We start from the raw sequence: 25,910 nt of genomic DNA, 5'->3' as shown, positions 1-25,910 counted from the left end.
CGGTAACGAAAGAGGATAAACCGTGTCCCGTATTATTATGCTGATCCCTACCGGAACCAGCGTCGGCCTGACCAGCGTCAGCCTCGGCGTGATCCGCGCTATGGAACGCAAAGGCGTTCGTCTGAGCGTCTTTAAGCCAATCGCTCAGCCTCGTGCCGGTGGCGATGCGCCAGACCAGACTACTACTATCGTTCGTGCGAACTCTAACCTGCCAGCTGCTGAGCCGCTGAAGATGAGCCACGTTGAATCTCTGCTGTCCAGTAATCAGAAAGATGTGCTGATGGAAGAGATCATCGCGAATTACCACGCGAACACCAAAGATGCTGAAGTCGTACTGGTTGAAGGCCTGGTCCCAACCCGTAAACATCAGTTCGCGCAGTCTCTGAACTACGAAATCGCGAAAACGCTGAACGCGGAAATCGTCTTCGTGATGTCTCAGGGCACCGATACTCCGGAACAGCTGAACGAGCGTATTGAACTGACTCGCAGCAGCTTCGGCGGCGCGAAAAACACCAACATCACTGGCGTTATCGTTAACAAACTGAACGCGCCGGTTGATGACCAGGGCCGTACTCGCCCGGATCTGTCCGAGATTTTCGACGACTCTTCCAAAGCGCAGGTGATCAAAGTTGATCCGGCTAAACTGCAAGAATCCAGCCCGCTGCCGGTTCTGGGCGCGGTGCCATGGAGCTTCGATCTGATCGCTACCCGTGCAATCGATATGGCGCGTCACCTGAACGCCACCATCGTTAACGAAGGCGATATCAACACCCGCCGCGTGAAGTCTGTGACTTTCTGCGCACGCAGCATTCCGCACATGCTGGAGCACTTCCGCGCAGGTTCTCTGCTGGTGACTTCTGCCGACCGTCCTGACGTGCTGGTTGCAGCATGTCTGGCAGCTATGAACGGCGTAGAAATCGGTGCTCTGCTGCTGACTGGCGGCTACGAAATGGACGCGCGCATCAACAAACTGTGCGAACGTGCATTCGCTACCGGCCTGCCGGTATTCATGGTGAACACCAATACCTGGCAGACCTCTCTGAGCCTGCAGAGCTTCAACCTGGAAGTTCCGGTTGACGATCACGAGCGCATCGAAAAAGTTCAGGAATACGTTGCTAACTACATCAACGCTGACTGGATTGAATCTCTGACCGCGACCTCTGAGCGCAGCCGTCGCCTGTCTCCACCGGCGTTCCGTTATCAGCTGACCGAGCTGGCGCGTAAAGCAGGCAAACGTGTTGTTCTGCCGGAAGGCGACGAACCGCGCACCGTTAAAGCGGCTGCTATCTGTGCTGAACGCGGTATCGCTACCTGCGTTCTGTTGGGTAACCCGGACGAGATCACCCGCGTTGCGGCCTCTCAGGGCGTTGAGCTGGGCGCTGGCGTAGAAATCGTTGACCCGGATGTGGTTCGCGAAAGCTACGTTGCTCGCCTGGTTGAGCTGCGTAAGAACAAAGGCATGACCGAAACCGTTGCCCGCGAACAGCTGGAAGACAACGTGGTTCTCGGTACCCTGATGCTGGAGCAGGACGACGTTGACGGTCTGGTTTCTGGTGCCGTTCACACCACCGCAAACACCATTCGTCCACCGCTGCAGTTGATCAAAACTGCGCCGGGTAGCTCTCTGGTGTCTTCCGTGTTCTTCATGCTGCTGCCGGAACAGGTTTACGTTTACGGTGACTGTGCGATCAACCCGGATCCAACTGCTGAACAGTTGGCAGAAATCGCCATTCAGTCCGCTGAATCCGCCATCGCCTTCGGTATCGAACCGCGCGTTGCGATGCTCTCCTACTCCACCGGTACCTCTGGTGCAGGTAGCGACGTAGAGAAAGTTCGCGAAGCGACTCGTCTGGCGCAGGAAAAACGTCCTGACCTGATGATCGACGGTCCGTTGCAGTACGACGCCGCAGTTATGGCTGACGTAGCGAAATCCAAAGCGCCGAACTCGCCGGTTGCAGGTCGCGCTACCGTGTTCATCTTCCCGGATCTGAACACCGGTAACACCACCTACAAAGCGGTACAGCGTTCTGCCGACCTGATCTCCATCGGGCCAATGCTGCAGGGTATGCGCAAGCCGGTAAACGACCTGTCCCGTGGCGCGCTGGTAGACGATATCGTCTATACCATCGCCCTGACCGCGATCCAGTCTTCCCAGCAGCAGTAATTTGCTGCAGTGTGCCGGATCTCTTATCCGGTAACGCTTCTGCTTATCAAACCGGAAATAGCTGATATTTCCGGTTTTTTTATATCCGTTTTTTTCTTTTGTAAATTCTGAAACATTTGCCTGGATGCGCTGCATCAATGAATAACTATTCTTCTGTTTGCATACTTACTCTCTTTTGCATTGCAACAGGGATAGTCTTTCATGTCAGCAGTCACAGAATCACAGCCAGCCAAAAAATGGGCGATGCCCGATACGCTGGTGATTATTTTTTTCGTCGCCATTTTAACCAGCCTGGCGACATGGGTAGTTCCGGTCGGGATGTTCGACAGCCAGGAAGTGCAGTATCAGGTTGATGGGCAAACCAAAACCCGTAAAGTTGTTGACCCCCACTCTTTTCGTATTCTGACCAACGACGCGGGTGAAGAGCAGTATCACCGGGTGCAGTTTTTCACCACCGGAGATGAACGCCCCGGCCTGATGAATTTTCCGTTTGAAGGGTTAACCTCCGGCTCTAAGTTCGGCACGGCGGTTGGTATCATCATGTTTATGCTGGTGATTGGCGGCGCATTTGGCATCGTTATGCGTACCGGAACCATTGATAATGGCATTCTGGCGCTCATTCGTCATACGCGGGGTAACGAAGTTCTGTTTATCCCGGTGCTGTTTATTCTCTTCTCATTAGGCGGCGCGGTGTTTGGCATGGGCGAAGAGGCGGTTGCTTTTGCCATTATCATTGCGCCTTTGATGGTACGCTTAGGTTACGACAGTATCACCACCGTGCTGGTCACCTATATCGCTACCCAAATTGGTTTTGCCAGTTCATGGATGAACCCGTTCTGCGTGGTGGTCGCGCAGGGTATTGCAGGTGTCCCGGTGCTCTCTGGTTCCGGTCTGCGTATCGTAGTATGGGTCGTTGCGACCCTGATAGGGTTGACCTTCACCCTGGCCTACGCAGCGCGCATCAAAAAAAATCCGCTTCTCTCCCGGGTACATGAGTCCGACCGCTTCTTTCGTGAGCAGCAGGACGAGGTTGTAGAACGACGCTTCACGCTGGGCGACTGGCTGGTATTGCTGGTACTGACCGCGGTGATGATTTGGGTCGTCTGGGGCGTTATCGTCAACGCGTGGTTTATTCCTGAGATCGCCAGCCAGTTCTTCACGATGGGACTGGTGATTGGCATCATCGGTGTGGTGTTCCGTCTCAACGGTATGACGGTCAACGTCATGGCATCTTCCTTCACTGAAGGTGCGCGAATGATGATTGCTCCCGCCCTGCTGGTCGGTTTCGCCAAGGGCATATTACTGCTGGTCGGTAACGGAGAGGCGGGCGAAGCCAGCGTATTAAATACCCTGCTGCACAGTATTGCCAACGGTATCAGCGGGCTGGATAACGCTATCGCTGCATGGTTTATGCTGCTGTTCCAGGCGGTATTTAATTTCTTCGTTACGTCCGGCTCTGGCCAGGCTGCATTGACCATGCCGCTATTAGCGCCGCTGGGCGATCTGGTTGGCGTAAACCGTCAGGTCACCGTACTGGCCTTCCAGTTTGGCGACGGATTCAGCCACATTATCTATCCGACGTCGGCATCATTGATGGCAACGTTAGGCGTTTGTCGGGTGGATTTTCGTAACTGGCTGAAAGTAGGTGCCACGCTGTTAGGCCTGCTGTTTATTATGTCCAGCGTGGTGGTGATTGGTGCGCAGATAATGGGTTACCATTAAAAAATGATTGCCCGGCCTACATGATTTCTCGACGCTGTAGGCCGGATGAGCAGACGTTACTCGGCTTCTTCCTGCTTTTCGGCTTTTGCCCCTTCATTCTTGGCGTTGCGGGTCATCCACAGCGCCAGCGCTTTCAGAGAGTCCGGCGTAAATTCGTCGCAGCGTGCGGTAATTTCTTCCGGCGTAAGCCAGCAAACTTCACTGACCTCTTCTTCCTGTAACGCGAACGGTCCGTGGGACACACAGCTAAACAGCCCACCCCAGACGCGACAATTCTGGTCTTCAAAATAAAACTGACCGTGCTCGGCAAACGGCACGCCCGCAATCCCCAACTCCTCTTCCGCTTCACGGCGCGCTGAGTCCAGTAGCTGCTCGTCAGCCTGAACAACACCGCCAGCGGTGGCATCCAGCATGCCGGGCAAAAAGTCTTTTGTCTCAGTCCTACGCTGAACCAGAATTTTGCCCATACCATCGTGCACCACGATATACGTCGCACGATGGCGTAAGCGCTGCGCCCGCATTTGTTCCCGGCTGGACTGTGCGATGACTTCGTTGTCTTCGTTCACAATATCCACCCATTCCGTACTTGCCAAATGACGCTGTTCCACCATCAGGAAACCTTCTTTTTTCTGGCGCTCTTACGGCGCGTTTATGTTTGTGGGGTAAATTACGGATTAATCTCGATCTGCGCAATAACACTTTGATCATTGAGTGCCATGACGCTGAGAACATTATCATCCAGAATCCCGTAGCTTGCCGCAAAGCCTCCTTTCGGGATGCTTACCGAGCCGGGGTTAAAGTGATAGACATCCCCTTGCAACTCGGCAACCGGCAGATGCGTATGGCCATAAACCAGTACATCTCCCGCGCTGAGCGCTGGCATATTTTGCGGGCCAAAAAGATGCCCGTGCGTCAAAAAGAGTCGCTGGTTTTCTGTCAGAATTTGCTGCCACGGCGCGGTTATCGGAAAATGCAGGAGCATCTGATCCACTTCGCTGTCGCAATTGCCACGCACCGCAATAATCCGCGCTGCCAGTTCATTCAACCGCTCTGCAACCTGCGCGGGCGCATAGCCTTCCGGCAACGCATTACGCGGTCCGTGATTTAAAACATCACCCAATATCACCAGCCATTGCGCTCCGCTTGCGGTAAACAGTTCGAGTACGCGTTCCGTGGCTGGCAACGAACCATGAATGTCCGATGCGAACATCAGTTTCATCACTCACTCCTCGTTGAAAAGTACCTTGTAATGATACTGGATTACGCTTCGATGGTCAGCAGGAACGCTTCGCTGAAAGCGCGATAAAACGCTGAACGGAAGCGCGCTGCCACTGGAAGGTGGCATATTCCGCAAGCGCTTCTGGCACCTCATCGCCGTTAAGGACCAGACGATTAAGCATTAGCGCTAAATCGCAATCAGCGATACACCATTCGCCAAATAAATTTTGTTTACCGTGGCTCAGTAAACTGCTCGCAGTGGCGAACAATTTTTCTGCACTGGCTTTTCCGGCTTCGCTCAACGCCGCTTTTTTCACGCCAGCAAAAACTACATCCGTTGAACGTTCTTCACGAATAGGCATCAGATCGCTGCGGATCCACGCCTGCACCTGGCGAGCCCGCGCGCGCTTTTGCACATCGTGTGGGTAGATGCGCTCCCACTGCGGCGGGGCAAAGCTCTCTTCCAGAAACTCAGTAATTGCTGATGATTCGCTCAGCTCGAAATCGTCAATCTCCAGGACCGGCACGCGGCGCGTCAACGCATAACCTTGCCATGAAGGTTGCAAGTGTTCACCGCTGTTGAGATCAACAGTTTTCAGCGTAAAAGGTAGTCCTTTCTCTTGCAGAGCGACATAAACAGACAGCACGTAAGGGGAGAAAAAATTGGCATCTGACCACAGCGTAATTGCAGGTTTGCTCATAACGTCCTCTGAAGTGTATTGGCTTGCCTTCAAAATATAGAGTCTTTCTCTCGCTGTCACTTGATGAAAACTCACGCACGCTAACAGCCTCTATACTTGTAATGACCCGGTTCATGACAAAACGGACGCTGAAAATGATCGATCTCTATTACACGCCATCGCCAAACGGTCACAAAATCACGCTGTTTCTTGAAGAGACGCAGCTGCAATACCGTCTGATTCATGTTGATATCAACAAAGGTAGCCAGTTTCGTCCTGATTTTCTGCAGATCTCGCCGAACAATAAAATCCCGGCCATTATCGACAATGCACCGCAGGACGGCGGAAGCCCGATCAGCCTGTTTGAGTCCGGAGAAATTTTACTCTATCTGGCGGAAAAGAGCGGCAAGCTGCTGAGCGGTGAGTTACGTGAGCGCCACACCACGTTGCAATGGCTGTTCTGGCAGGTCAGCGGCCTGGGGCCCATGCTCGGTCAGAATCACCATTTCAGTCATTACGCCCCGCAGACGATCCCCTACGCCATTGAAAGATACCAGGTTGAAACTCAGCGCCTGTACAACGTGATGAATAAACGTCTGGAAACCTCCCCCTGGCTGGGGGGCGATCACTACAGCATTGCTGACATAGCCTGCTGGCCATGGATTCATGCCCACCAGCGTCAGCGTATCGACCTCGACAATTACCCGGCGGTTAATAACTGGCATGAGCGCATCCGTACGCGGCCTGCCACGGAACGCGCCATGCAGCAAGCGCAGAGTGAGAAGCGGTAACACGGTTCGATTCTCGTGTATCATGAATAGGTTCATACATGGAGGAAACCTGCAATGTCACAACCTGACGCTATTATTCGTATAAAAAACCTTCGTCTGCGCACCTTTATCGGCATCAAAGAAGAGGAGATCCTTAACCGCCAGGATATCGTCATCAACATTGCCATTCATTATCCGGCAGACAAAGCCCGTATCAGCGAAGACATCAACGACGCGCTGAATTATCGCACTATCACCAAAAGCATCATTGCGCACGTGGAGAGTAACCGCTTCTCACTATTAGAAAAATTAACTCAAGATGTGCTCGATATCGCACGCGAACATCACTGGGTCACTTATGCTGAAGTAGAGATCGATAAACTTCACGCATTGCGTTACGCCGACTCAGTATCCATGACGCTGAGCTGGCAGCGCTAAACGTAACCCGGGAGGCGACATGCAGATTCTGATTACCGGCGGTACTGGCATGATTGGACGTCATCTGATCCCCCGCCTGTTCGAACTGGGGCATCAGATAACCGTAGTGACACGTAACCCTGATAAGGCGCGTCAGATTCTCGACTCTCGGGTCACGTTATGGAAGGGGCTGGCAGAACAGCAAAATCTCGATGGCATTGATGCCGTGATTAACCTTGCCGGAGAGCCTATTGCAGATAAGCGCTGGAGCGCTGAGCAAAAAGAGCGCCTGTGCCAGAGTCGTTGGGGAATCACGCAGAAACTGGTCGATTTAATCAACGCCAGCGAGACGCCGCCCGCGGTGTTAATATCCGGTTCCGCTACCGGTTACTACGGCGATCTGGGCGAAGTTGTGGTCACGGAAGAAGAGCCGCCGCATAACGAATTTACCCATAAACTGTGCGCCCGTTGGGAGCAAATTGCCAGCACAGCGCAAAGTGACAAAACCCGCGTGTGTATGTTGCGTACCGGCGTGGTATTGGCCTCTGCTGGCGGGATTCTGGGGAAAATGGTCCCGCCATTTCGTCTTGGTTTAGGCGGCCCGATGGGTAACGGACGCCAGTATCTGGCCTGGATCCATATTGATGATATGGTCAACGGCATTATCTGGCTGCTGGATAACGATCTGCGTGGCCCCTTCAATATGGTTTCACCGTACCCGGTACACAATGAGCAGTTTGCCCACGCGCTGGGCCATGCCTTAAACCGCCCAGCCATTCTGCGCGTTCCCGCTGGCGTAATACGTCTACTGATGGGCGAGTCTTCCGTGCTGGTTCTCGGCGGACAGCGGGCGTTACCCAAACGTCTGGAAGCGTCCGGTTTCGCGTTTCGCTGGTACGATTTAGAAGAGGCGCTAGCGGATGTTATCCAATAGTTACTAAGCGCTATTCACATTCGCCGTTGCGATGGTAAGGTTATAGATCTGACTTCCGCAATGGCGACGTTATGGCAAAAATATCGACTCCCCGTCTTACCCTCTCTTTGTTTCAATTTTCTGACTGGTCATTTTTCCAGAGACTACGTGAAAGCCCTGAAGTCATGCGCTATATGGGCGATATCGCCCCGGCGAAGGATACGCGTCTGTTATTCGCCAGACGCCTTGCCGCACAGCACACATTTGTTATTCGCGAGCATAACAACCCGACGCCGCTCGGCGATATTGGTCTGCAAATAAGTCATCTTTATCCGCAGGAGGCCGACCTCGGTTACGCCATCATGCCACATGCGCAAGGGAAAGGTATTGCCAGCGAAGCCGTGCGCGCGGTGTGCCAGTATGCCTTTGAACATGCTGGCGTCACGGCGATAAATGCTTACGTGCTGGCTGAGAATAAGGGTTCGATACGTGTTCTGGAAAAGACAGGCTTTGTACGAACGCAGGTGCTGGAAAAAGCGTATGAGATTAATGGGATCGCGCACGACGACTGGGTTTATCGCCTGGAGTGCGATGCGTTAAAGCGGTAGGCCCGGAAAGCATGGCGCCTCCGGGCAACTGAATTACTTCAGCGATCCTTTGAGGAACTGCTGCAAGCGTGGGCTTTGCGGGTTGCCGAATACCTGCTCCGGGTCACCCTCTTCTTCGATTTTCCCCTGATGCAGAAAAATCACGTGCGTGGAGACATTTCGGGCAAACCCCATTTCATGGGTCACGACCACCATGGTTTTCCCCTCTTCGGCCAGTTGCTGCATAATGCGTAGTACCTCGCCGACCAGCTCTGGGTCAAGCGCCGAGGTGGGTTCATCAAACAGCAACACCTCCGGTTCCATCGCCAGCGCACGCGCAATAGAAACGCGCTGCTGCTGACCACCAGACAAATGCACCGGATATTTGCCCTGCGCTCGCTCATCAATACCCACTTTAGCCAGATACTTCACCGCGCGTGCGCGGGCTTCCTGCTTGCTCAGTCCCAGTACCTGAATCGGCGCTTCCATGACGTTTTCCAGCACCGTCATGTGGCTCCACAGATTAAAGTGCTGAAAGACCATGGTTAGTCTTGTGCGCAGCAAACGCAGCTGATTTTTGTCCGCAACCTTGAGCTGGCCATCTTTGTCACGCACCAGACCAATGTTCTGCCCACTGACGACAATGGAACCAGCACTCGGTTTTTCAAGAAAGTTAATGCAGCGCAGAAAGGTACTTTTACCGGAACCTGACGAGCCGATAATACTGATAACATCACCCGCATTAGCCTGCAGAGATACCCCTTTCAGCACTTCATGTTCGCCGTAGTGCTTATGTAAATCGATAACGTTTAATTTATTCTCAGACATCGTGTTACTCGAATTATTTAGAGGATACATGCTGCAACCAGCGTTTTTCCGCTTTACGGAACAGACTGATCAGGACATACGAAATAATCAAATACAGCACCGCGGCAATACCGAAAGCGGTAAACGGTTGATACGTTGCCGAGTTGATATCGCGGGCGATTTTCAACAAATCAGGCACCGTGGCGGTAAACGCCAGCGCCGTGGAATGCAGCATTAAAATCACTTCATTGCTGTATGCCGGCAACGCAATACGCAGCGCGGAAGGCAAAATTATGCAGCGATACAGTTTGAATGACGAGAAACCGTAAGCGCGCGCGGCTTCAATCTCACCGTGCGGCACGGAACGAATCGCCCCGGCGAAAATCTCCGTGGTATAGGCGCAGGTATTCAGCGTCAGCGCCAGTACGGTGCAATTCAACCCGCTTCGGAAAAACGCGTTGAGGAAGTCCGTTCCTTTGACTATCTCCAGCGTATACATCCCGGAATAAAACACCAGTAGCTGTACATACAACGGTGTCCCACGAAAAATATAGGTGAATAACCAGATGGGAAACTGAATAAATTTATTACTGGAAACGCGACCAATCGCCAAAAACAGCGCCAGTATCCCGCCCATCACCACCGACGAAATCAGAAGCCACAGGGTGATAGCCACGCCAGTAAAACGGTATCCGTCGGTCCACAGCAGGGACTTCCAGTATTCCTGAATAATCTCAATCACAGGTCAGCCCTCTTCACACCCACGGAGTAGCGGCGCTCAAGGTACAGCAGCACACCATTAGAAACTGTGGTAAACACCAGATAGATGACCCCGCACACGACGGCAAAATAGAACGGCTCCCAGGTACTTTTCCCGGCAAGCTGAGTCGCTTTCACCACATCTTCCAGACCGAGCAGCGATACCAACGCAGTGGCTTTGAGAATAACCTGCCAGTTATTACCAATTCCCGGTAAGGCATAGCGCATCATTGCCGGGAACATAATGCGGCGAAAAATTTGTGAACTGGTAAAGCCGAATGCCGTCGCGGCTTCAATATGGCCTTTGGGCACAGCCATAAACGCGCCGCGGAACGTTTCCGTAAAGTAGGCCCCGTAGATAAATCCGAGCGTGATTATCCCCGCTACCATCGGATCGATATCAATCTGGCTGACCCCCATTGCATCGGTAATGGTATTCAGCGCGATTTGTAATCCATAGAAGATTAGCAACATTAAGACCAGATCGGGCACGCCGCGGATAAGCGTGGTGTACGCTTCGAAAATAAGCCCCAACGCCCGGCTTTGCGACAGTTTTGCTGCCGCGCCGACAAGACCTATCAGAACCGCCAGCACCACTGAGCTGAGAGCCAGCTCAAGCGTAACAATTGCGCCCTGTAAAATAACACCTGAAAAGCCATACAACATGCTGCCTGTCCTGTCGTGTGTGGTGGAGTAATAAGCCTCTTTTGATTTCAGACTTACCGTTAAATGCCGGATGGCGGCTTTGCCTTATCCGGCCTACAAATCAACGTAGGCCGGATGAGCGCAGCGCCATCAGGCATAAATTCAACGCGTCAAAAATCTACGGGCTTTATCAGCACCTGCGGTGATTAACCGCCGTAAACATCAAAATCGAAGTACTTCTTAGCCAGCTTCTCGTAAGTGCCGTCGGCGCGCATCTCAGCAAAGGCTTTATTCAGTGCTTCGCGCAGTTCGTTATCGTCTTTACGCAGTCCCATACCGGTACCCACGCCAAACAATTTCTCGTCTTTCACAGACGGGCCGCCGAATTTGTAATCTTTACCAACTGGCTGTTTCAGGAAGCCTTCGCTGGCAGCAACTTCATCCTGGAATGCGGCGTCAATACGCCCGGCTGTCAGGTCAGAATAGATGTTGTCTTGTCCCTGATAGGAGACAATTTCAATGCCTTTTGGCGCCCAGTGTTCATTGCCGAACGTTTCCTGAGTGGTACCCTGCAGCACGCCGACACGTTTGCCTTTCAGCGACTCAATGGTCGGCTGAATAGCAGAATCCTTAGCGACAACCAGACGCGAGTCAGCTGCATAAAGCTTGTCGGTAAACGCGATTTCCTGCTGACGTTTTTCAGTAATGGAAAGCGAGGACATAATCGCATCGATTTTCTTCGCTTTTAGCGAAGGGATCAGCGCATCCAGCGGGTTTTCCACGAAGGTACATTGTGTATTAATACGTTTGCATAGCTCTTTAGCCAGATCGATATCAAAACCGACTAATTCACCCTGCGCATTTTTCGATTCGAACGGCGCATAAGTAGGATCGGTGCCGATACGAATTTTTTGCGGAATGGCTGCAAATGCTGCGGTAGCACTGGAGAAAGCCAGGACCAAAGAAAGAGACAACACCAGTTTTTTCATAACTATCCTCAACAGACTGTCTTTTATAGGGGATCTTTACAGGACCAGGTGCAGTTATCGTGCCATTAATCAGGCCGACAAGGCAAAGCATTCTACCTTGTCGGCGGTATTTATTTGCATGAAAAGCGCTTAAGTATGCACTCATGCTTATTAAGTCAGCGATAAAGGCACCAAAACAGTGCACTGAATTTATAATGCACCGTAATGGTTACCCGCAATGGTGCAGCCAACGCCCCCACGTCGATGAATTAATCGCCGTAGACATTAAAGTTAAAATACTTGCTCGCCATTTTGTCGTAGGTGCCGTCTTTGCGCAGTTCACCCAGCGCTTTATCGAAAGCCGCTTTCAGCTCCGCATCATCTTTGCGCAAGCCAATCCCGGTTCCGTCGCCAAAGTATTTTTTATCTTTAACTGAAGGACCGGCAAAAGCGTAGTCTTTACCTGCCGGTTGTTTCAGGAAACCTTCGCTGGCCGCGACTTCATCCTGCAATGCCGCATCCAGACGTCCCGCCGTCAGGTCAGAATAGATCAGGTCCTGGTTCGCGTAGGCCACCACATCCACGCCTTTGCTGCGCCAGTTATCATTGGCATAGGCTTCCTGAGTAGAGCCTTGTAGTACGCCTACGTGTTTACCTTTGAGGGAGTCCAGAGTCGGTTGAATCGGCGAACCTTTCGCGGCGATCAAACGAGAATCTGCGGCGTAAAGCTTGTCTGAGAAGGCAATCTCTTGCTGACGCTTCTCGGTGATGGAAAGCGAGGAGATGATGGCATCAATTTTTTTCGCTTTCAGCGACGGGATCAGTGCATCAAAGTCGCTGGCAACCCAGGTACATTTGATCTGCATGCGCTTACACATCTCATTTCCCAGATCGATATCAAAACCGACGAAATCGCCTTTGGCATCTTTAGAGGAAAAAGGTGCATACGTGGTATCTGTACCAATACGAACTGTCTGCGGAAGTGCTGCGTAGCTGGCCGCGGTTGCGGAAAGTCCTACCAGCAAAGACAAAGCAAGAACCGTCTTCTTCATACATAACCCTCAAGTGGCGTAATTTTATTATGTTTTACGTTGTGTTGTGTGTTTGCAGACTTTTTCATGCAGGTCTTATGCCATTTTCGCGTCGTTGAGGATATTCGACGTTAAATATGTTAATAAAACGTTGCAATATTGTCCTGATTTTGAAGATAGCAGGTCTGACGGTTGAAACGCAGCGTTTCGTTGAGTTTTGACGAATTAAATGTTGAGGATATGATCGCGGTTACAAAATTGCCCTGAAACAGGGCAACGGATGTTTCTTTGCACCCTGATGGAACGGCTTACGCCCCTTGCCAGCGGGTGAAGAGGTCATGAGGAAGGGAGATATCAAACTGGTCAAGGACACGATTAACTGTTTGATTAATCACGTCATCGAGGGTTTGCGGGCGATGATAAAACGCCGGCACCGGTGGCATAATCACCGCCCCAATTTCTGCCGCCTGCGTCATTAGCCGCAGATGCCCCAGATGCAGCGGCGTTTCGCGCACGCACAGCACCAGCGGACGACGCTCTTTCAGGACCACGTCAGCCGCACGGGTGAGCAGCCCATCGGTATAGCTATGAACGATGCCAGAAAGCGTTTTAATTGAACAGGGCAGGATGACCATCCCAGCGGTCTGAAAAGAGCCAGAGGAAATACTGGCGGCGATATCGCGCGTATCGTGAGTCACATTCGCCAGCACCTGCACGTCGCGTACAGAGAGGTCCGTTTCCAGCGCCAGCGTCTGCCGGGCAGCGGCGCTCATCACCAGATGGGTTTCCACATCAGTAACGTCACGCAAAACCTGCAGCAGGCGCACGCCGTAAATTGCGCCACTTGCGCCAGAAATACCAATGATGAGTCGTTTCATGTTTAATCGCCCTTGCTTGCTTCAGGGCCGACTTTGCAGGAATTTATGGGGAGTTGCAAGCAAGGGTGCGGATTGCGCCCTTGCTTGCGAGCAAACATTAACCTTCGTTATGCATCTCAAGGTTTTCCGCTTCATTCTGACGCAATATCGCTTTGGCATCGTCATTACGCAGGGAGTCGAGGAAATCGAGATATTGCTGGTCGACGTCTTTAGTAACGTACACGCCGTTAAACACTGAACATTCAAACTGCTGAATATCCGGGTTCTCAGCGCGAACGGCTTCAATCAGATCGTTCAGGTCCTGGAAGATAAGCCCGTCTGCGCCGATTATCTGACGAATCTCGTCCACTTCGCGACCGTGGGCAATCAGCTCCGTCGCCGTCGGCATATCGATACCATACACGTTCGGGAAGCGAATTTCCGGTGCGGCAGAGGCCAGATACACCTTCTTCGCCCCGGCTTCACGCGCCATCTCGATAATCTGTTCTGAGGTGGTGCCACGTACGATAGAGTCATCCACCAGCAGCACGTTCTTATCACGGAACTCCGCACGGTTGGCGTTCAGTTTACGTCGCACGGATTTACGGCGCAGATGCTGGCCCGGCATGATAAAGGTACGCCCCACGTAGCGGTTTTTCACAAACCCCTGACGGTACGGCTTGCCGAGAATACGGGCGATTTCCAGCGCGATATCACAAGAGGTTTCCGGAATCGGGATCACCACGTCGATATCCAGATCCTCCCACTCGCGGGCAATTTTTTCGCCGAGCTTAGTTCCCATATTCACACGGGCGCTGTAGACGGAAATCTTGTCGATAAAGGAGTCAGGACGCGCAAAGTAAACGTATTCGAACAGGCACGGATTGCTGACCGGGTTATCGGCGCACTGGCGGGTAAACAGCTGGCCTTTTTCGGTGATGTACACCGCTTCGCCAGGTGCTACGTCGCGCAGAAATTCAAAGCCCAGCGTATCCAGCGCCACGCTCTCGGAAGCCACCATATACTCGGTGCGACCGTCGCCAATATCGCGTTTGCCCAGTACCAGCGGGCGAATACCGTTAGGATCGCGGAAGGCAACCATACCGTGGCCGATAATCATCGCCACGCAGGCGTAGGCGCCACGGATCTGGCGGTTAGTTGCCGCAATGGCCGCAAAAATATTGTCTGCTTCCAGCGGGTAATGGCGGAAGTTATCCAGCTCGCTGGCGAAAATATTCAGCAGGATTTCAGAATCTGAAGTGGTGTTGATATGACGGCGCTTTTCTTCAAACAGCTTTTTACGCAACTCATGCGCGTTAGTCAGGTTGCCGTTGTGGGCAAGCGTGATGCCATACGGTGAGTTGACGTAAAAAGGTTGAGCTTCGGAGGCGCTGGAGCTGCCAGCCGTTGGGTAACGCACATGACCGATGCCCATATTGCCCTGCAAACGCTGCATATGGCGCGCTTCAAAAATATCGCTCACCATTCCGTTTGCTTTACGCAAGCGGAAGCAGTTGTTGGCATCAATAGTGATGATGCCCGCAGCATCCTGACCACGATGCTGGAGCACCGTTAACGCGTCATAAATCGACTGGTTTACCGGCATAACACCGGCGATACCGACAATACCGCACATACGTCTTTTCCTCGTTCAGCAACGACCCAAAGTTTATACTTTGGGCAAGAAACTTGACGAGCTTTGCAGATAGTCAAAGAACCATCTGATGATGAAACTGAACTGCGGGATCAGCTGCGACTTACTCCAGTCTTCACTTTTCGACAGACCGGTAAACGTATCGAGAAAGAACAGTATGGCGGCGACGATCAGCGCTCCTCGCAGAGCACCGAAGCAAATCCCCAACACCCTGTCGGTACCCGACAGACCTGTTTTCTCTACCAGTTGGCCTATCACAAAGTTAACGATAGCGCCGACGATAAGTGTCGCGATGAACAGTATCGCGATAGCAATCCCATTTCGAACCAGTTCGTCTTCAAAGCCCGTAAACCAGACAGACAGGTAAGTGTAGTAATGGCTGGCGACAAAGAAAGCACAACCCCAAGTCACCAACGATAATGCTTCACGAACAAAGCCACGGATCAGGCTAACCAGACAGGAAAAACCAATCACCGCGATAATGGCGTAATCAATCCAGACCATAAGTGTCCCACGATTTTACGCCCTGTCGTCCTGTTCGGGGCGCATTCTAACAGAAAAAGAAAACGTTTGCGTAGGGATTTCCTTTCCACGCGTAAATAAAAATGGCGCTGAAAAAATCTTCAACGCCATACGGTTTTATGCCTCTTCGGACACTGCCGGATAGCGGTGAAAACACCGTATCCGGCCGACATGAGACGGCCCCTTAATTAGGGGTATACCCCATCACAACCCCACTCAGACCAGAGATCTTCTGCAGCTCGCCCAGCGAGTTCTTCAGCTTATCTCTGGAGGCGTCAGGCCCTACGAGAATGCGGGTTATTTTACCCTGTACCGGCGTTGACGGGGAAGTATATACCCGGAAGCCCGCGCCACGAAGTTTACCCACGATCTCATTGACCTTATCCGCATTTTTCAGCGCGCCGAGCTGCACAACATACGCTTTGCCGGTCGGGGCTGGCGCTTCTTCCGCGACCGGTTTCGGTGCTGGAGCAGGCGCAGGGGTTGGTGCCGGTGTGGCTGCAACGGGTTGCGGCTTCGGTTTAGGTTTCGGCGGTTCAACAGGTGCGGGGACAGGATCTAACTCCGCGCTGTTTGCCGTTGCCATGCGCGATGGGTCCAGCGATGGCGCAGCGGCATCGCCCGCGCGCACCTCTTCTGCCGCCCCTTCAGGCGGTTGCGTCGGCAGCGCCTGCGTTGCCGCAGGCATCATGTCCGGTTCGTCGCGATCGCCCGGTTTGGGCACCAGAGGGATCGCAGCAAACTCATCCTGATAATGTTTTTTTTGCCCGTCAAGCAGCCCGGGGAGCACAATCACCCCAAGCGCGACCAGCACAATTGTGCCAACTAATCGATTCTGAAACTTACTCGCCACCGCTTCTCCCCACGTCTATCACTTCCATGACATGTGCGACAGTGTGAAACGATCCACACACCAACACGGTATCTTCTGGCTTCGCCTCGGCCAGTGCCGCAGACCATGCCTGCGCCACGCTGTCATAGGCTTCACCTTTGCCCAGATGTTCTAACAGCTGTTCTGCCGTTGCGCCACGCGGCCCTTCCAGTGGCGCGCAGTACCAGGCATCGACCACGCTTTTTAACCAGGCCAACGTACCGGCAATATCTTTATCATGTAGCATACCGATAACTGCAAGTACACGCCCGCTTTTCACTAACTTTTTCAGACGTCCGGTCAGATATTCCGCCGCATGCGGGTTATGGGCAACATCAAAAATCACCCGCGGCGACTCGCTCACAATCTGGAAGCGCCCCGGTAAAATCGCCTGTTTGATTCCGTCACGAATCGCCTGCTCGCTGACGTCAAGACCACTGGAACGCAGCGCAGCCAGTGCGGTCGCGGCGTTCGGTTGTGGAACCTGTGGCAATGGCAGATGCGCCAACGTGCCGTGAGCGTCCGTAAAGGACCAGTCGTTCTCCGTTACCGTATAGCGCCAGTCCACACCACAGCGTTGCAAAATCGCCCCGCACTCTTGCGCCACATCCGCAATAGTGTATGGCATTTCCGGTTCGCCAACGATGGCCGGTTTCTCTGCGCGGAAAATCCCCGCTTTCTCACGACCAATGCTCTCGCGATCCGGGCCCAGCCAGTCAGTATGATCAAGCGCAATACTGGTGACGACCGCAACATCGGCATCGACGATATTCGTCGCGTCAAGGCGACCGCCTAACCCCACTTCCAGAATGACGACGTCCAACTGAGCCTGTTTAAACAACCAAAGCGCCGATAGCGTACCGTATTCAAAGTAGGTCAGGGAAATATCGCCACGTGCGTCTTCAATCTCAGCAAACGAGGCGGTATGCGCGGATTCCGGCAGTTCACGCCCCTGCACGCGCACGCGTTCCGTGTAACGCACCAGATGCGGCGAACTATATACTCCGACTTTATAACCTGCTGCGGTCAGCACCGATTCCAGCGTACGGCAGGTCGTGCCTTTTCCGTTGGTTCCCGCCACCGTAAAGACAAATGATGCGGGTTTCAACACGCCCAGTTTGCGCGCCACCAGGCTTACGCGTTCGAGGCCCAGATCGATGGTTTTACTGTGCAGGTTTTCCAGATAAGAAAGCCACGACGCCAGAGGCGACGCGGCTTGAGGAATACGTTTATTGTCCATGATGCCTGTAGATTCTTTACGTTGAGAAAAGCAAAAGGCAGCGCCAACTGGCCCTGCCCTTTTGTACTCGTCGTCTTTCAAGCTGCAGGCTTGTTGGCTGCTCTCGTTCACCCGAATCACTTGCCTGTGCAAGCTCATCGGGATGAACTCTCTTGCCGCCTACCTGCAACTCGAAATCCATAGAGTAAATTATCAGGACTCTGATCCCTGATCGGGTACCGGAGGTACCACCTCGCCTTCACGCGGCTCATCCGGATTCGGCGCCGGAAGATTCATCAGCTTCGCCAGAATGCTTGCCAGTTTCAGGCGCATTTCCGGACGGCGGACGATCATATCGATAGCGCCTTTTTCAATCAGGAACTCGCTGCGCTGGAATCCCGGCGGCAGTTTCTCACGTACGGTTTGCTCGATAACACGCGGACCCGCAAAGCCGATCAACGCTTTCGGTTCGGCAATGTTGAGATCCCCCAGCATCGCGAAGCTTGCGGAAACACCGCCCATCGTTGGGTCGGTCAGTACAGAAATGTACGGTAAACCGCGTTCCTGCATTTTCGCCAGCGCAGCAGAGGTTTTCGCCATCTGCATCAGAGACATCAGCGCTTCCTGCATACGCGCCCCGCCAGAAGCGGAGAAGCAGATTAGCGGACAGTTGTCTTCCAGCGCCTGCTCAACGGCACGGACGAAACGCGCACCGACGACAGAACCCATGGAGCCGCCCATAAACGCGAACTCGAATGCAGCCGCAACGACCGGCATACCGTGAAGCGTGCCTTTCATCACCACCAGCGCATCTTTCTCGCCGGTTTCTTTCTGTGCTGAGGCCAGTCTGTCTTTGTACTTTTTGGAGTCACGAAACTTCAGCACGTCTTTCGGCTCAAGTTCGCTACCCAGTTCCACAAGAGTACCTTCATCTAACAGGCTATGCAGGCGATTGCGCGCCGACATGCGCATATGATGGTCACACTTCGGACAGACCTCAAGATTACGTTCCAGCTCAGCACGGTATAAAACCTGACCGCAGCTATCACACTTGGTCCACACCCCTTCAGGAATGCTTGCCTTGCGGGTGGGAGTAATGTTGCTTTTAATTCGTTCAATCCAGCTCATTGGTGACCTTTCTGCCTGAACCCTAGTCAGCTTTGTTATAAGGGGCGCATAATGCCATTTTTGCCCCTAACAGACCATGAATGTTGCACATTAAAACATAACAGCCCGAAACTTTGGATAAAAAAGTGGTCGAACCGCTGAGTTACTTTCTATTTTGCAGCCCGTGACGCAGCCCGTTTATGACGAATTACTTCAATCACACCCGGCAATACGGAAAGGACGATAATCGCCACAATCAATAATTTCAGGTTTTCCTGAACGATGGGCAGATCGCCAAACAGATAGCCTGCATAGGTGAACAGCAATACCCACAGCAGTGCGCCTACAACGTTATACATCGCAAAGTGGCGGTAGGACATGTGTCCCATACCGGCAACAAATGGCGCAAATGTCCGCACGATAGGCACGAAACGCGCCAGGATAATCGTTTTTCCGCCATGACGCTCGTAGAACGCATGGGTTTTATCCAGGTAGCTGCGACGAAAAATTTTGGAGTTCGGGTTACTAAAGAGTTTTTCACCGAACAACCGGCCAATCGTATAGTTCACCGCATCGCCGACAATCGCAGCTACAATCATCAACGCCACCATCAGATGAACATTGAGATCGTTAGTTGGCAGCGCAGAAAGCGCGCCAGCAACAAACAGCAGTGAGTCCCCCGGCAGGAACGGCGTCACTACCAGCCCGGTTTCACAGAACAGGATCAGAAACAGAATCGCGTATACCCAGATACCGTATTCCGCGACCAGCTCTGCCAGGTGCACATCAATGTGCAGAATAAAATCGATAAGAAAGTAAATCAGGTCCATAGTTTTGCCTTTATACGACTCAAATTAGTCCGCCAGAAATAGCGGGCCCATTGGCGGTTTTGGCAGGTCGAACCGGTCAGGGTAATCTACCGCGACCAAATACAGTCCTTCCGCTTTCGCCGTTGCCGCTGCCAGCGTTCTGTCCTTCGCTGCTAACAGTTCTGCTATCCAGCTCTCCGGCTGGTTGTTGGCGCCTACTTCCATCAGGCTGCCGACAATATTCCTGACCATATGATGTACAAAGGCATTCGCTTTAATATCCACCACCACATATGCACCAAAACGTTCAACGTTAATGTGCATCACGTTACGCCACGGTGTGCGTGACTGGCACTGCACCGCACGAAACGAGGTAAAATCATTTTCGCCGATCAGACACTGGGCTGCACGATGCATACGTTCAGCATCCAGCGGCTCATAGTAATGGGTTACCCCTTTGCCCAAAACCGCAGGGCGCAACCGATGATTGTAGATGATGTAGCGATAACGGCGAGCCGTGGCGCTAAATCGGGCATGAAAATCATCAGGTACAGCTTTCACCCAGCGCACGGCGATGTCACCAGGTAAATTCGCATTTACGCCCAACGTCCAGGCGGCGTCTTTACGCACAGCGTGCGTTTCAAAATGCACGACCTGTCCTGTGCCATGAACGCCCGCATCCGTGCGCCCCGCACAAAAGACATTGATACGCTCATTCGCGACCTGAGAAAGCGCTTTTTCCAGCTTTTCCTGAACGCTACGCACTTCGTTCTGGCGCTGCCAGCCATAATATTTGCTGCCGTCATACTCAATGCCCAGCGCAATTTTATGGGTTAGCGGCTGTTGCAGGTCCGACATTAGTACAGATACTCCTGCACCAGTTTCTCCGCAATTTTCACCGCCATCAACGCGCCGCCAAAACGCACGTTGTCTGCCACGGACCAGAACTGAACCTGCTCCGGCATACCGTAATCGTTATGTACACAGCCGATGGAAAGATGTGGCGTACCTGACGCATCGCCAACCTGAGTCGGGAAATCGGTCTCTTCCGACAACGCCACGTCTTCAGCGCGAGAAAACGCATCGCGCGCTTCTTCCGCAGCTAATGGACGCAGAGCTTCAAAATTCACCATCTGCGCGTGACCGTAGAATACCGGTGACTGTACGATGCTAGCGGAGATAAGCAGACCGTCATCCTGCATAATTTTGCGCACTTCATCAACGATACGACGTTCTTCACGCACGCTACCTTCGCGATCTGGCAGCAGCGGCAGCATATTGAATGCCAGCTGGCGACCAAAGAAATCGTCTTCGTCAATCGGGATACCATTGAGCAGTTTCGCACTTTGCCCTGCCAACGCATCCACCGCTTTTTTACCGTGCGCAGAGGCCGACAGAATATTGGTCACCGTAATACGTGAAAGACCACCGTCATCAATCAGCGGTTTCAGCGCAGACAACAGTTGACTGGTCAGGCTATTAGGGACCGCAATCACATTGCGGTTGCGGTAATCTGCCAGCACGAACGGGTTAACGTCCGGAACCACCAGCGGAACGTCAGGCTCAAGTGCGAACAAACCACTGCTGTCGATAACCAGGCAACCGGCATTGGTTGCTTCTTCCACCCATGCAGCGGTGGCCTCAGCGCCCGCAACAAAAAATGCCAGTTGTGCCTGGGTCCAGTCAAAGTCTGCAACATCCTGAACAATGACCGATTTACCGTTAAAACGCAGGTGCTCACCAGCGCTTTCGTTACGCGCCAGCGCAAAAATTTCACCGACCGGGAACTGGCGTTCAGCCAGCGTATCGAGCAGGGCTTCGCCTACGGCGCCCGTTGCGCCCAGAATGGCAATGTTCCAGCCTTCAGACATGGTGATTTACTCCAGAAATACATAAGCGTCCCTGTCGCATTATTCGACAGGGAGCATTAAGAAGACATTAATGTGCCGGGTGATGAACAGCGTTAAAACCCAGCTTACACAGCAAGGTGGCTGCCGTCTCGTCGTCACACATCACGTATAAAGACGACCATTCACGGCGCTCAAGATAATTTTTACGCAGTTTATCAAATTCACCCGGAATTCCAGCGACTTTACGCAGCGGCGCATCATCGCGGCGCACATCATACACTAAATGCGCCAACCTTTTCAGCGTTGGCTGATCTAACGGGCCATGCAACGTGATACGACCGAATTCCGGCGCAGGTAACAGGGTGTTCAGCGCCACGTGCTGCTCGCGACCAATAAACTTGCTATAGGCCTCAAAGACCTGCGTGGTCCCACGAGCCTTTCCTTCCAGGGTATATCCGGCAATGTGCGCGGTGCCAATATCGGCTTTCTCCAGCAACGCCACATTGAGATCCGGCTCGCCTTCCCAGACATCCAGCACCACGCTCAGCGCCTGCCCGGCGTTAAGCCGGTTCAGTAATGCCGTATTGTCGATAACCGGCCCACGGCAGGCGTTGATCAGAATAGTGCCGGGCTTCAGTCGACTCATCAGCGCGTCATCCGCCAGGTGCAGTGTCTTATACGGGCCGTCTTTAAATAGCGGCGTATGGAACGTCAGCACATCGGCCTGCTGTACCAGTTCGTCCAGCGAGCGGAAATCGCCCTCGTCACCGCGATCGGCTCTTGGCGGATCGCACAGCAAAGTACGGATCCCCAGCGCTTCCAGTCGCGCCTGCAAACGTCCACCTACGTTGCCAACACCGACGATACCCACGGTACGATCGCGTAACGCAAAACCGTCGCGTTCCGCCAGCATCAACAACGCTGAAAAAACATATTCTACGACCGCAATCGCATTACATCCGGGCGCTGCGGAAAAACCGATTCCCGACTGCGCAAGCCAGGCTTCATCCACATGGTCCGTGCCTGCGGTTGCCGTACCGACAAATTTAACCGGTTTTCCGCTGAGCAGTGATTCATTGACTTTCGTCACCGAGCGCACCATTAAAGCATCCGCATCATCCAGTTCAGCAACGGGAATCGGACGACCAGGAACCGCTTTGACCTCCCCCAAACGACTGAACAGTTCGCGGGCATAGGGCATATTTTCATCAACGAGGATTTTCACGTCTTTCGCACCTGTTTGAGAACGAGAGTTAACCGGGCAAGTGTGCCATAATCTCGCCGCCAGGCATACTGCGAGACCTGGTCAGCACAGATTTAAGGAACAGAGACGATGCAGCCCATTTCAGGTACGCCCGCTCGCCCTCCCGGCGAAGGCCAAAATGTCCCCTCCGTTGCAGGTGAGCAACCGTTATCCACGTTACAACGTACCGTGCTGGAACGGCTGATTACCCGTTTGATTTCGCTCACCCAACAGCAAAGCGCTGAGGTGTGGGCTGGAATGAAACACGATCTGGGCGTAAAAAGTGACACACCGTTGCAGTCACGTCACTTTCCTGCCGCAGAGCAAAACCTGAACCAGCGGCTGGAAGTCGCACAGCAGAACCATGCTAATCGTCAGGTACTGTCGCAGCTTACTGAACTGTTAAGTCAGGGAAATAACCGTCAGGCGGTGAGTGATTTTATTCGCCAGCAGTATGGGCAGACGGCGCTTAGCCAACTCACGCCGGAACAATTGAAGAACGTGCTGACACTGTTGCAACAAGGTCAGCTTTCAATACCGCAGCCGCAGCAGCGTCCGGCTACCGATCGCCCGTTATTACCCGCAGAGCACAATACGCTGAACCAGTTAGTTACCAAACTGGCGGCGGCCACGGGAGAATCCGGTAAGATGATCTGGCAATCTATGCTGGAGCTATCTGGGGTAAAAAGCGGAGAGCTAATCCCCGCCAAACAATTTACGCATCTGGTCACCTGGCTGCAGGCGCGCCAGACGCTCAGTCTGCAAAGTGCTCCGACGCTACAAACGCTGCAGGCGGCGCTGAAGCTGCCGTTAGAGCCCAATGAGCTGACGGCAATCAAAGAGTACGCGCAGCAGACATATCAGATCCAACCACAATCGATTCTGACCACAGTTCAGGTGCTGGACTTGTTGAATCAAATCTTCCTGCGCCGCGTGGAACGTGACCGGGAGCAGGAATTAAACGATCCGCGCCATCCCCAACCCATTTACAGCCCGTTCGCGCCGATGATTGAAACGGTTAAATCACTGTCGGCACGACCGGGACTAATATTTATTGCCTTGATGATTGCGTTAGCCATTTTCTGGCTGGTCGCTTAGCCTTTTCGCAGAGTCAGCAACGTCACAACAATCCCCACCACGGCGGATATCGCCCCGGCAAGGAATACCGAGGGATAACCGTACGCGGTGGCCAGCACACCGGCGACAGGGCCGCTTACGCCGTAGGAGATATCCTGAAATGCGGCGTAACCGCCTAACGCCGTACCACGAACCTGTGCTGGCACGCGCTTCACAACCTCAACGCCCAATGCCGGGAAGATAAGCGAACACCCGGCCCCGGTTAATGCCGCCCCGAGCAGAGCAACCCAGGCAGAGGGAGCCTGCCACAGCAGGATCAGGCCCGCAGTTTCAACCAGCAATGAAACAACGGCGACCTTCACGCCGCCGAACCGGTCCGGCATCCAGCCAAACAGAATGCGCATCAGCACAAATGCCCCGCCAAACGCGGTCAGGGTGAATCCCGCCATCGTCCAGCCATTGCTGACAAAATAGAGCGAAATAAACGTACCGATGACGGCAAAACCCACGCCCTGCAATGCCAGACCCAGGCCCGGTTTCCAGATAAGCCCGACCACGCTCCACAGTGAAGGTCGTTCCCCGGCATGCGCAGGCACTTTACGAACGGTGCCGTTGAATGCCCAGGCCAGCAGCGGTAATACCATAGTGGTTCCCGCCAGCGCCGCGAAGCCAAAGTGGCTATGGATCAGCAAGCCCAACGGCGCACCGGCAGCCAGCGCACCGTAAATCGCCATCCCGTTCCACGACATTACTTTACCGGATCGCGTTGGGCCAACCAGCCCCAGTCCCCAGGTCAGGGTTCCGGTGAGCAGTTGGCTTTCGCCAAAGCCGAGGATCAAACGCCCGACGATTAACAACGCAAATTTCACAGGGACAGAGACAGGCAATAGCGCGGCTAAAAGCCACGCCGCCCCCGCCAGCGCACAGGCAAACATCCCCTGTAGCGCCGAACGTTTAGCGCCATATTGATCGGCTAAGCGCCCGGCGTAGCCGCGGGTTAAGACCGTTGCCAAAAACTGTACGCCTACGGCGATACCAACCATGGTGTTGCCATAGCCCAGCTCGTGGTGCACAAACAGAGGAATGACGGGCAAAGGCAGACCGACCGTCATGTAGGTCAGAAAAACCGCAAAAGCGATACGAAACAGCGAAAAGTTCGCCGACGGTGTTTTTTCTTGTTGGGTTACTGCTGTCATGCGTTACTCCAAAATGCAGAGTAAGGCGAGGAATGCCCACGCCCCCTCTACCTGACTTTCAGGATTAAGGTGCGTTGGATAACGTTAAACGCTTACGCATTATCAAGAGGATAATGTTGAAGCTGGAGTCTGCCTGTGAGGGGCTAAACTTGTCAACCTCGAAATCACCGAAGGCATCCACAAAACAGAGGGTTATATTATTGAAGAAAAGCACTAACAATGAGGAAATAGTTTTCAATCAGGGGGACACTCAACGATCTTTTTTGCCGGAATATATTTTTAGGGAGACAGTAATGAAAGCATTTTCGCTTATTGCTCTCATCCTGATGCTTTGCGGCTGCTATGCGCCTCATCAAGACAGCACACAGGCTGTAAAACAATTCTATCTCGCGTGGATGTCCGCCTACACACAAGATCGAGATACGTCCGCGCTCATGCAACTTTATGTGGCGAAAGACGTTATCGACCGTCTGGCGCTGATTGACAGCCTTTACGAGCAGGAAATAATAAATTCTGACTATTTTATGTACGTGCAGGATTACGACCCTGAATGGATCCCGCGGCTACGGGTTGGAGCGGCTCAGCCCTTTCTCGGTGGTGAAAAGGTGGAAGTACAATTAGGTGGGCCGGCAGGCGAAGCCCCCATGCAACTGGAAGTGTATACGCGTTGGGAAGAAGGTCGCTGGAAAATTTATCGCGTGCGGGATCTGGATAATCAATTTGAACAGCCAATCTACAGCACTGGTGATATCACACGAGCCAAAGCCTGGTCGGCGGAAATCGCGCCGGAGTACGAAAAAATGAATAAATAAAAAAGGGAGCCA

General features: G+C 53.1%; 27 protein-coding genes. 8 read left to right on the top strand and 19 right to left on the bottom strand.

The genetic code is table 11. The features are described from left to right. Window positions 1-22: 22 nt before the first annotated feature. Entirely contained in the window at window positions 23-2,164 is a 2,142-nt protein-coding gene (pta, locus tag FDW96_RS24400; protein ID WP_042307087.1) for a phosphate acetyltransferase, read from the top strand. A 201-nt stretch (window positions 2,165-2,365) separates the two neighbouring features. Then, a complete protein-coding gene (gene yfcC, locus FDW96_RS24395) occupies window positions 2,366-3,886 on the top strand; it encodes a putative basic amino acid antiporter YfcC (RefSeq protein WP_042307085.1) in 1,521 nt (506 codons plus the stop codon). A gap of 56 nt (window positions 3,887-3,942) precedes the next feature. Here yfcC and yfcD read toward each other — a convergent pair whose 3' ends face one another. From yfcD to yfcF, 3 genes are read right to left on the bottom strand one after another with little or no spacing between them, the layout of a single operon-like run. Beyond that, complete coding sequence (gene yfcD, locus FDW96_RS24390; RefSeq protein WP_042307083.1) at window positions 3,943-4,497, bottom strand: NUDIX hydrolase YfcD; 555 nt, start codon at window positions 4,495-4,497, stop codon at window positions 3,943-3,945. 56 nt (window positions 4,498-4,553) lie between these two features. Then, window positions 4,554-5,105: a phosphodiesterase gene (gene yfcE / locus FDW96_RS24385; protein WP_042307082.1), complete on the bottom strand. Its 552-nt coding sequence runs from the start codon at window positions 5,103-5,105 to the stop codon at window positions 4,554-4,556. 55 nt (window positions 5,106-5,160) lie between these two features. Next, window positions 5,161-5,805, bottom strand: coding sequence for a glutathione transferase (gene yfcF, locus FDW96_RS24380; protein WP_061382116.1), 645 nt, complete (start codon window positions 5,803-5,805; stop codon window positions 5,161-5,163). 134 nt (window positions 5,806-5,939) lie between these two features. Here yfcF and yfcG point away from each other — a divergent pair, with 134 nt between their 5' ends. The 4 genes from yfcG (at window position 5,940) to FDW96_RS24360 (ending at window position 8,492) form a co-directional block, all read left to right on the top strand. Beyond that, on the top strand, window positions 5,940-6,575 hold the full coding sequence (gene yfcG / locus FDW96_RS24375) for a GSH-dependent disulfide bond oxidoreductase (protein ID WP_042307078.1): 636 nt from the start codon (window positions 5,940-5,942) through the stop codon (window positions 6,573-6,575). A gap of 54 nt (window positions 6,576-6,629) precedes the next feature. Further along, on the top strand, window positions 6,630-6,992 hold the full coding sequence (folX, locus tag FDW96_RS24370; protein WP_038642324.1) for a dihydroneopterin triphosphate 2'-epimerase: 363 nt from the start codon (window positions 6,630-6,632) through the stop codon (window positions 6,990-6,992). Window positions 6,993-7,011: 19 nt separating this feature from the next. Continuing rightward, a complete protein-coding gene (locus FDW96_RS24365) occupies window positions 7,012-7,905 on the top strand; it encodes a TIGR01777 family oxidoreductase (RefSeq protein ID WP_137366469.1) in 894 nt (297 codons plus the stop codon). Between the two features lie 71 nt (window positions 7,906-7,976). Then, window positions 7,977-8,492, top strand: coding sequence for a GNAT family N-acetyltransferase (locus tag FDW96_RS24360; RefSeq protein ID WP_072014720.1), 516 nt, complete (start codon window positions 7,977-7,979; stop codon window positions 8,490-8,492). A 33-nt stretch (window positions 8,493-8,525) separates the two neighbouring features. Here the strand turns inward: FDW96_RS24360 and hisP are convergent, their stop codons facing one another. The 15 genes from hisP to pdxB all read right to left on the bottom strand — a co-directional run bounded on the left by hisP (window position 8,526) and on the right by pdxB (window position 22,795). After that, a complete protein-coding gene (hisP, locus tag FDW96_RS24355; protein WP_038642330.1) occupies window positions 8,526-9,299 on the bottom strand; it encodes a histidine ABC transporter ATP-binding protein HisP in 774 nt (257 codons plus the stop codon). A gap of 13 nt (window positions 9,300-9,312) precedes the next feature. Further along, window positions 9,313-10,020, bottom strand: a complete 708-nt coding sequence (gene hisM / locus FDW96_RS24350) for a histidine ABC transporter permease HisM (protein WP_006683637.1) — start codon at window positions 10,018-10,020, stop codon at window positions 9,313-9,315. Further along, window positions 10,017-10,703: a histidine ABC transporter permease HisQ gene (locus tag FDW96_RS24345; RefSeq protein ID WP_038642334.1), complete on the bottom strand. Its 687-nt coding sequence runs from the start codon at window positions 10,701-10,703 to the stop codon at window positions 10,017-10,019. The genes hisM and FDW96_RS24345 overlap by 4 nt, the downstream gene beginning before the upstream one ends. Window positions 10,704-10,888: 185 nt before the next feature. After that, window positions 10,889-11,671 (bottom strand): histidine ABC transporter substrate-binding protein HisJ, encoded by a 783-nt coding sequence (hisJ, locus tag FDW96_RS24340; RefSeq protein WP_003028120.1) that lies wholly within the window; start codon window positions 11,669-11,671, stop codon window positions 10,889-10,891. A 248-nt stretch (window positions 11,672-11,919) separates the two neighbouring features. Then, a complete protein-coding gene (gene argT, locus FDW96_RS24335) occupies window positions 11,920-12,702 on the bottom strand; it encodes a lysine/arginine/ornithine ABC transporter substrate-binding protein ArgT (RefSeq protein ID WP_006683634.1) in 783 nt (260 codons plus the stop codon). 287 nt (window positions 12,703-12,989) lie between these two features. Then, window positions 12,990-13,559, bottom strand: a complete 570-nt coding sequence (locus FDW96_RS24330; protein WP_137366468.1) for a UbiX family flavin prenyltransferase — start codon at window positions 13,557-13,559, stop codon at window positions 12,990-12,992. Window positions 13,560-13,656: 97 nt separating this feature from the next. Then, window positions 13,657-15,174: an amidophosphoribosyltransferase gene (gene purF / locus FDW96_RS24325; protein WP_137366467.1), complete on the bottom strand. Its 1,518-nt coding sequence runs from the start codon at window positions 15,172-15,174 to the stop codon at window positions 13,657-13,659. A gap of 33 nt (window positions 15,175-15,207) precedes the next feature. Next, entirely contained in the window at window positions 15,208-15,696 is a 489-nt protein-coding gene (gene cvpA / locus FDW96_RS24320) for a colicin V production protein (RefSeq protein ID WP_005129678.1), read from the bottom strand. A gap of 202 nt (window positions 15,697-15,898) precedes the next feature. Then, window positions 15,899-16,567: a cell division protein DedD gene (gene dedD, locus FDW96_RS24315; RefSeq protein ID WP_061382124.1), complete on the bottom strand. Its 669-nt coding sequence runs from the start codon at window positions 16,565-16,567 to the stop codon at window positions 15,899-15,901. Then, entirely contained in the window at window positions 16,557-17,825 is a 1,269-nt protein-coding gene (gene folC, locus FDW96_RS24310; protein ID WP_042307066.1) for a bifunctional tetrahydrofolate synthase/dihydrofolate synthase, read from the bottom strand. The genes dedD and folC overlap by 11 nt, the downstream gene beginning before the upstream one ends. Window positions 17,826-18,017: 192 nt before the next feature. After that, the gene (gene accD, locus FDW96_RS24305) at window positions 18,018-18,932 is read right to left on the bottom strand and encodes an acetyl-CoA carboxylase, carboxyltransferase subunit beta (protein WP_042307064.1); all 915 of its coding nucleotides are present in this window, start codon (window positions 18,930-18,932) and stop codon (window positions 18,018-18,020) included. Window positions 18,933-19,081: 149 nt separating this feature from the next. After that, window positions 19,082-19,741, bottom strand: coding sequence for a DedA family protein (locus tag FDW96_RS24300; RefSeq protein WP_003028140.1), 660 nt, complete (start codon window positions 19,739-19,741; stop codon window positions 19,082-19,084). 24 nt (window positions 19,742-19,765) lie between these two features. Beyond that, the gene (gene truA / locus FDW96_RS24295) at window positions 19,766-20,578 is read right to left on the bottom strand and encodes a tRNA pseudouridine(38-40) synthase TruA (RefSeq protein WP_042307062.1); all 813 of its coding nucleotides are present in this window, start codon (window positions 20,576-20,578) and stop codon (window positions 19,766-19,768) included. Next, window positions 20,578-21,591, bottom strand: coding sequence for an aspartate-semialdehyde dehydrogenase (locus FDW96_RS24290; RefSeq protein WP_042307061.1), 1,014 nt, complete (start codon window positions 21,589-21,591; stop codon window positions 20,578-20,580). Before FDW96_RS24290 ends, truA begins: the two co-directional genes overlap by 1 nt. Before the next feature lie 67 nt (window positions 21,592-21,658). Beyond that, entirely contained in the window at window positions 21,659-22,795 is a 1,137-nt protein-coding gene (pdxB, locus tag FDW96_RS24285; RefSeq protein WP_137360964.1) for a 4-phosphoerythronate dehydrogenase PdxB, read from the bottom strand. 108 nt (window positions 22,796-22,903) lie between these two features. Between pdxB and flk the strand changes: the two genes are divergently transcribed. Beyond that, window positions 22,904-23,911 (top strand): flagella biosynthesis regulator Flk, encoded by a 1,008-nt coding sequence (gene flk, locus FDW96_RS24280; protein ID WP_042307059.1) that lies wholly within the window; start codon window positions 22,904-22,906, stop codon window positions 23,909-23,911. Here flk and FDW96_RS24275 read toward each other — a convergent pair. Further along, window positions 23,908-25,086, bottom strand: a complete 1,179-nt coding sequence (locus FDW96_RS24275) for an MFS transporter (RefSeq protein WP_061382126.1) — start codon at window positions 25,084-25,086, stop codon at window positions 23,908-23,910. The genes flk and FDW96_RS24275 overlap by 4 nt on opposite strands. A gap of 293 nt (window positions 25,087-25,379) precedes the next feature. Here FDW96_RS24275 and FDW96_RS24270 point away from each other — a divergent pair, with 293 nt between their 5' ends. Continuing rightward, complete coding sequence (locus tag FDW96_RS24270) at window positions 25,380-25,898, top strand: YbjP/YqhG family protein (protein WP_061382231.1); 519 nt, start codon at window positions 25,380-25,382, stop codon at window positions 25,896-25,898. Window positions 25,899-25,910 lie beyond the last annotated feature (12 nt).

Source organism: Citrobacter sp. TBCS-15 (assembly GCF_005280815.1).
Classification (GTDB): domain Bacteria; phylum Pseudomonadota; class Gammaproteobacteria; order Enterobacterales; family Enterobacteriaceae; genus Citrobacter; species Citrobacter werkmanii.
This window is presented reverse-complemented; position numbering and strand designations above follow the sequence as displayed.

Excerpts from the sequence above, each read along its gene's own strand:
- yfcC (WP_042307085.1), top strand. The coding sequence starts at position 2,366 with ATGTCAGCAGTCACAGAATCACAGCCAGCCAAAAAATGGGCGATGCCC.
- yfcD (WP_042307083.1), bottom strand. The coding sequence starts at position 4,497 with ATGGTGGAACAGCGTCATTTGGCAAGTACGGAATGGGTGGATATTGTG.
- yfcE (WP_042307082.1), bottom strand. The coding sequence starts at position 5,105 with ATGAAACTGATGTTCGCATCGGACATTCATGGTTCGTTGCCAGCCACG.
- yfcF (WP_061382116.1), bottom strand. The coding sequence starts at position 5,805 with ATGAGCAAACCTGCAATTACGCTGTGGTCAGATGCCAATTTTTTCTCC.
- yfcG (WP_042307078.1), top strand. The coding sequence starts at position 5,940 with ATGATCGATCTCTATTACACGCCATCGCCAAACGGTCACAAAATCACG.
- folX (WP_038642324.1), top strand. The coding sequence starts at position 6,630 with ATGTCACAACCTGACGCTATTATTCGTATAAAAAACCTTCGTCTGCGC.
- FDW96_RS24365 (WP_137366469.1), top strand. The coding sequence starts at position 7,012 with ATGCAGATTCTGATTACCGGCGGTACTGGCATGATTGGACGTCATCTG.
- FDW96_RS24360 (WP_072014720.1), top strand. The coding sequence starts at position 7,977 with ATGGCAAAAATATCGACTCCCCGTCTTACCCTCTCTTTGTTTCAATTT.
- hisP (WP_038642330.1), bottom strand. The coding sequence starts at position 9,299 with ATGTCTGAGAATAAATTAAACGTTATCGATTTACATAAGCACTACGGC.
- FDW96_RS24345 (WP_038642334.1), bottom strand. The coding sequence starts at position 10,703 with ATGTTGTATGGCTTTTCAGGTGTTATTTTACAGGGCGCAATTGTTACG.
- hisJ (WP_003028120.1), bottom strand. The coding sequence starts at position 11,671 with ATGAAAAAACTGGTGTTGTCTCTTTCTTTGGTCCTGGCTTTCTCCAGT.
- argT (WP_006683634.1), bottom strand. The coding sequence starts at position 12,702 with ATGAAGAAGACGGTTCTTGCTTTGTCTTTGCTGGTAGGACTTTCCGCA.
- FDW96_RS24330 (WP_137366468.1), bottom strand. The coding sequence starts at position 13,559 with ATGAAACGACTCATCATTGGTATTTCTGGCGCAAGTGGCGCAATTTAC.
- purF (WP_137366467.1), bottom strand. The coding sequence starts at position 15,174 with ATGTGCGGTATTGTCGGTATCGCCGGTGTTATGCCGGTAAACCAGTCG.
- cvpA (WP_005129678.1), bottom strand. The coding sequence starts at position 15,696 with ATGGTCTGGATTGATTACGCCATTATCGCGGTGATTGGTTTTTCCTGT.
- folC (WP_042307066.1), bottom strand. The coding sequence starts at position 17,825 with ATGGACAATAAACGTATTCCTCAAGCCGCGTCGCCTCTGGCGTCGTGG.
- accD (WP_042307064.1), bottom strand. The coding sequence starts at position 18,932 with ATGAGCTGGATTGAACGAATTAAAAGCAACATTACTCCCACCCGCAAG.
- FDW96_RS24300 (WP_003028140.1), bottom strand. The coding sequence starts at position 19,741 with ATGGACCTGATTTACTTTCTTATCGATTTTATTCTGCACATTGATGTG.
- truA (WP_042307062.1), bottom strand. The coding sequence starts at position 20,578 with ATGTCGGACCTGCAACAGCCGCTAACCCATAAAATTGCGCTGGGCATT.
- FDW96_RS24290 (WP_042307061.1), bottom strand. The coding sequence starts at position 21,591 with ATGTCTGAAGGCTGGAACATTGCCATTCTGGGCGCAACGGGCGCCGTA.
- flk (WP_042307059.1), top strand. The coding sequence starts at position 22,904 with ATGCAGCCCATTTCAGGTACGCCCGCTCGCCCTCCCGGCGAAGGCCAA.
- FDW96_RS24275 (WP_061382126.1), bottom strand. The coding sequence starts at position 25,086 with ATGACAGCAGTAACCCAACAAGAAAAAACACCGTCGGCGAACTTTTCG.
- FDW96_RS24270 (WP_061382231.1), top strand. The coding sequence starts at position 25,380 with ATGAAAGCATTTTCGCTTATTGCTCTCATCCTGATGCTTTGCGGCTGC.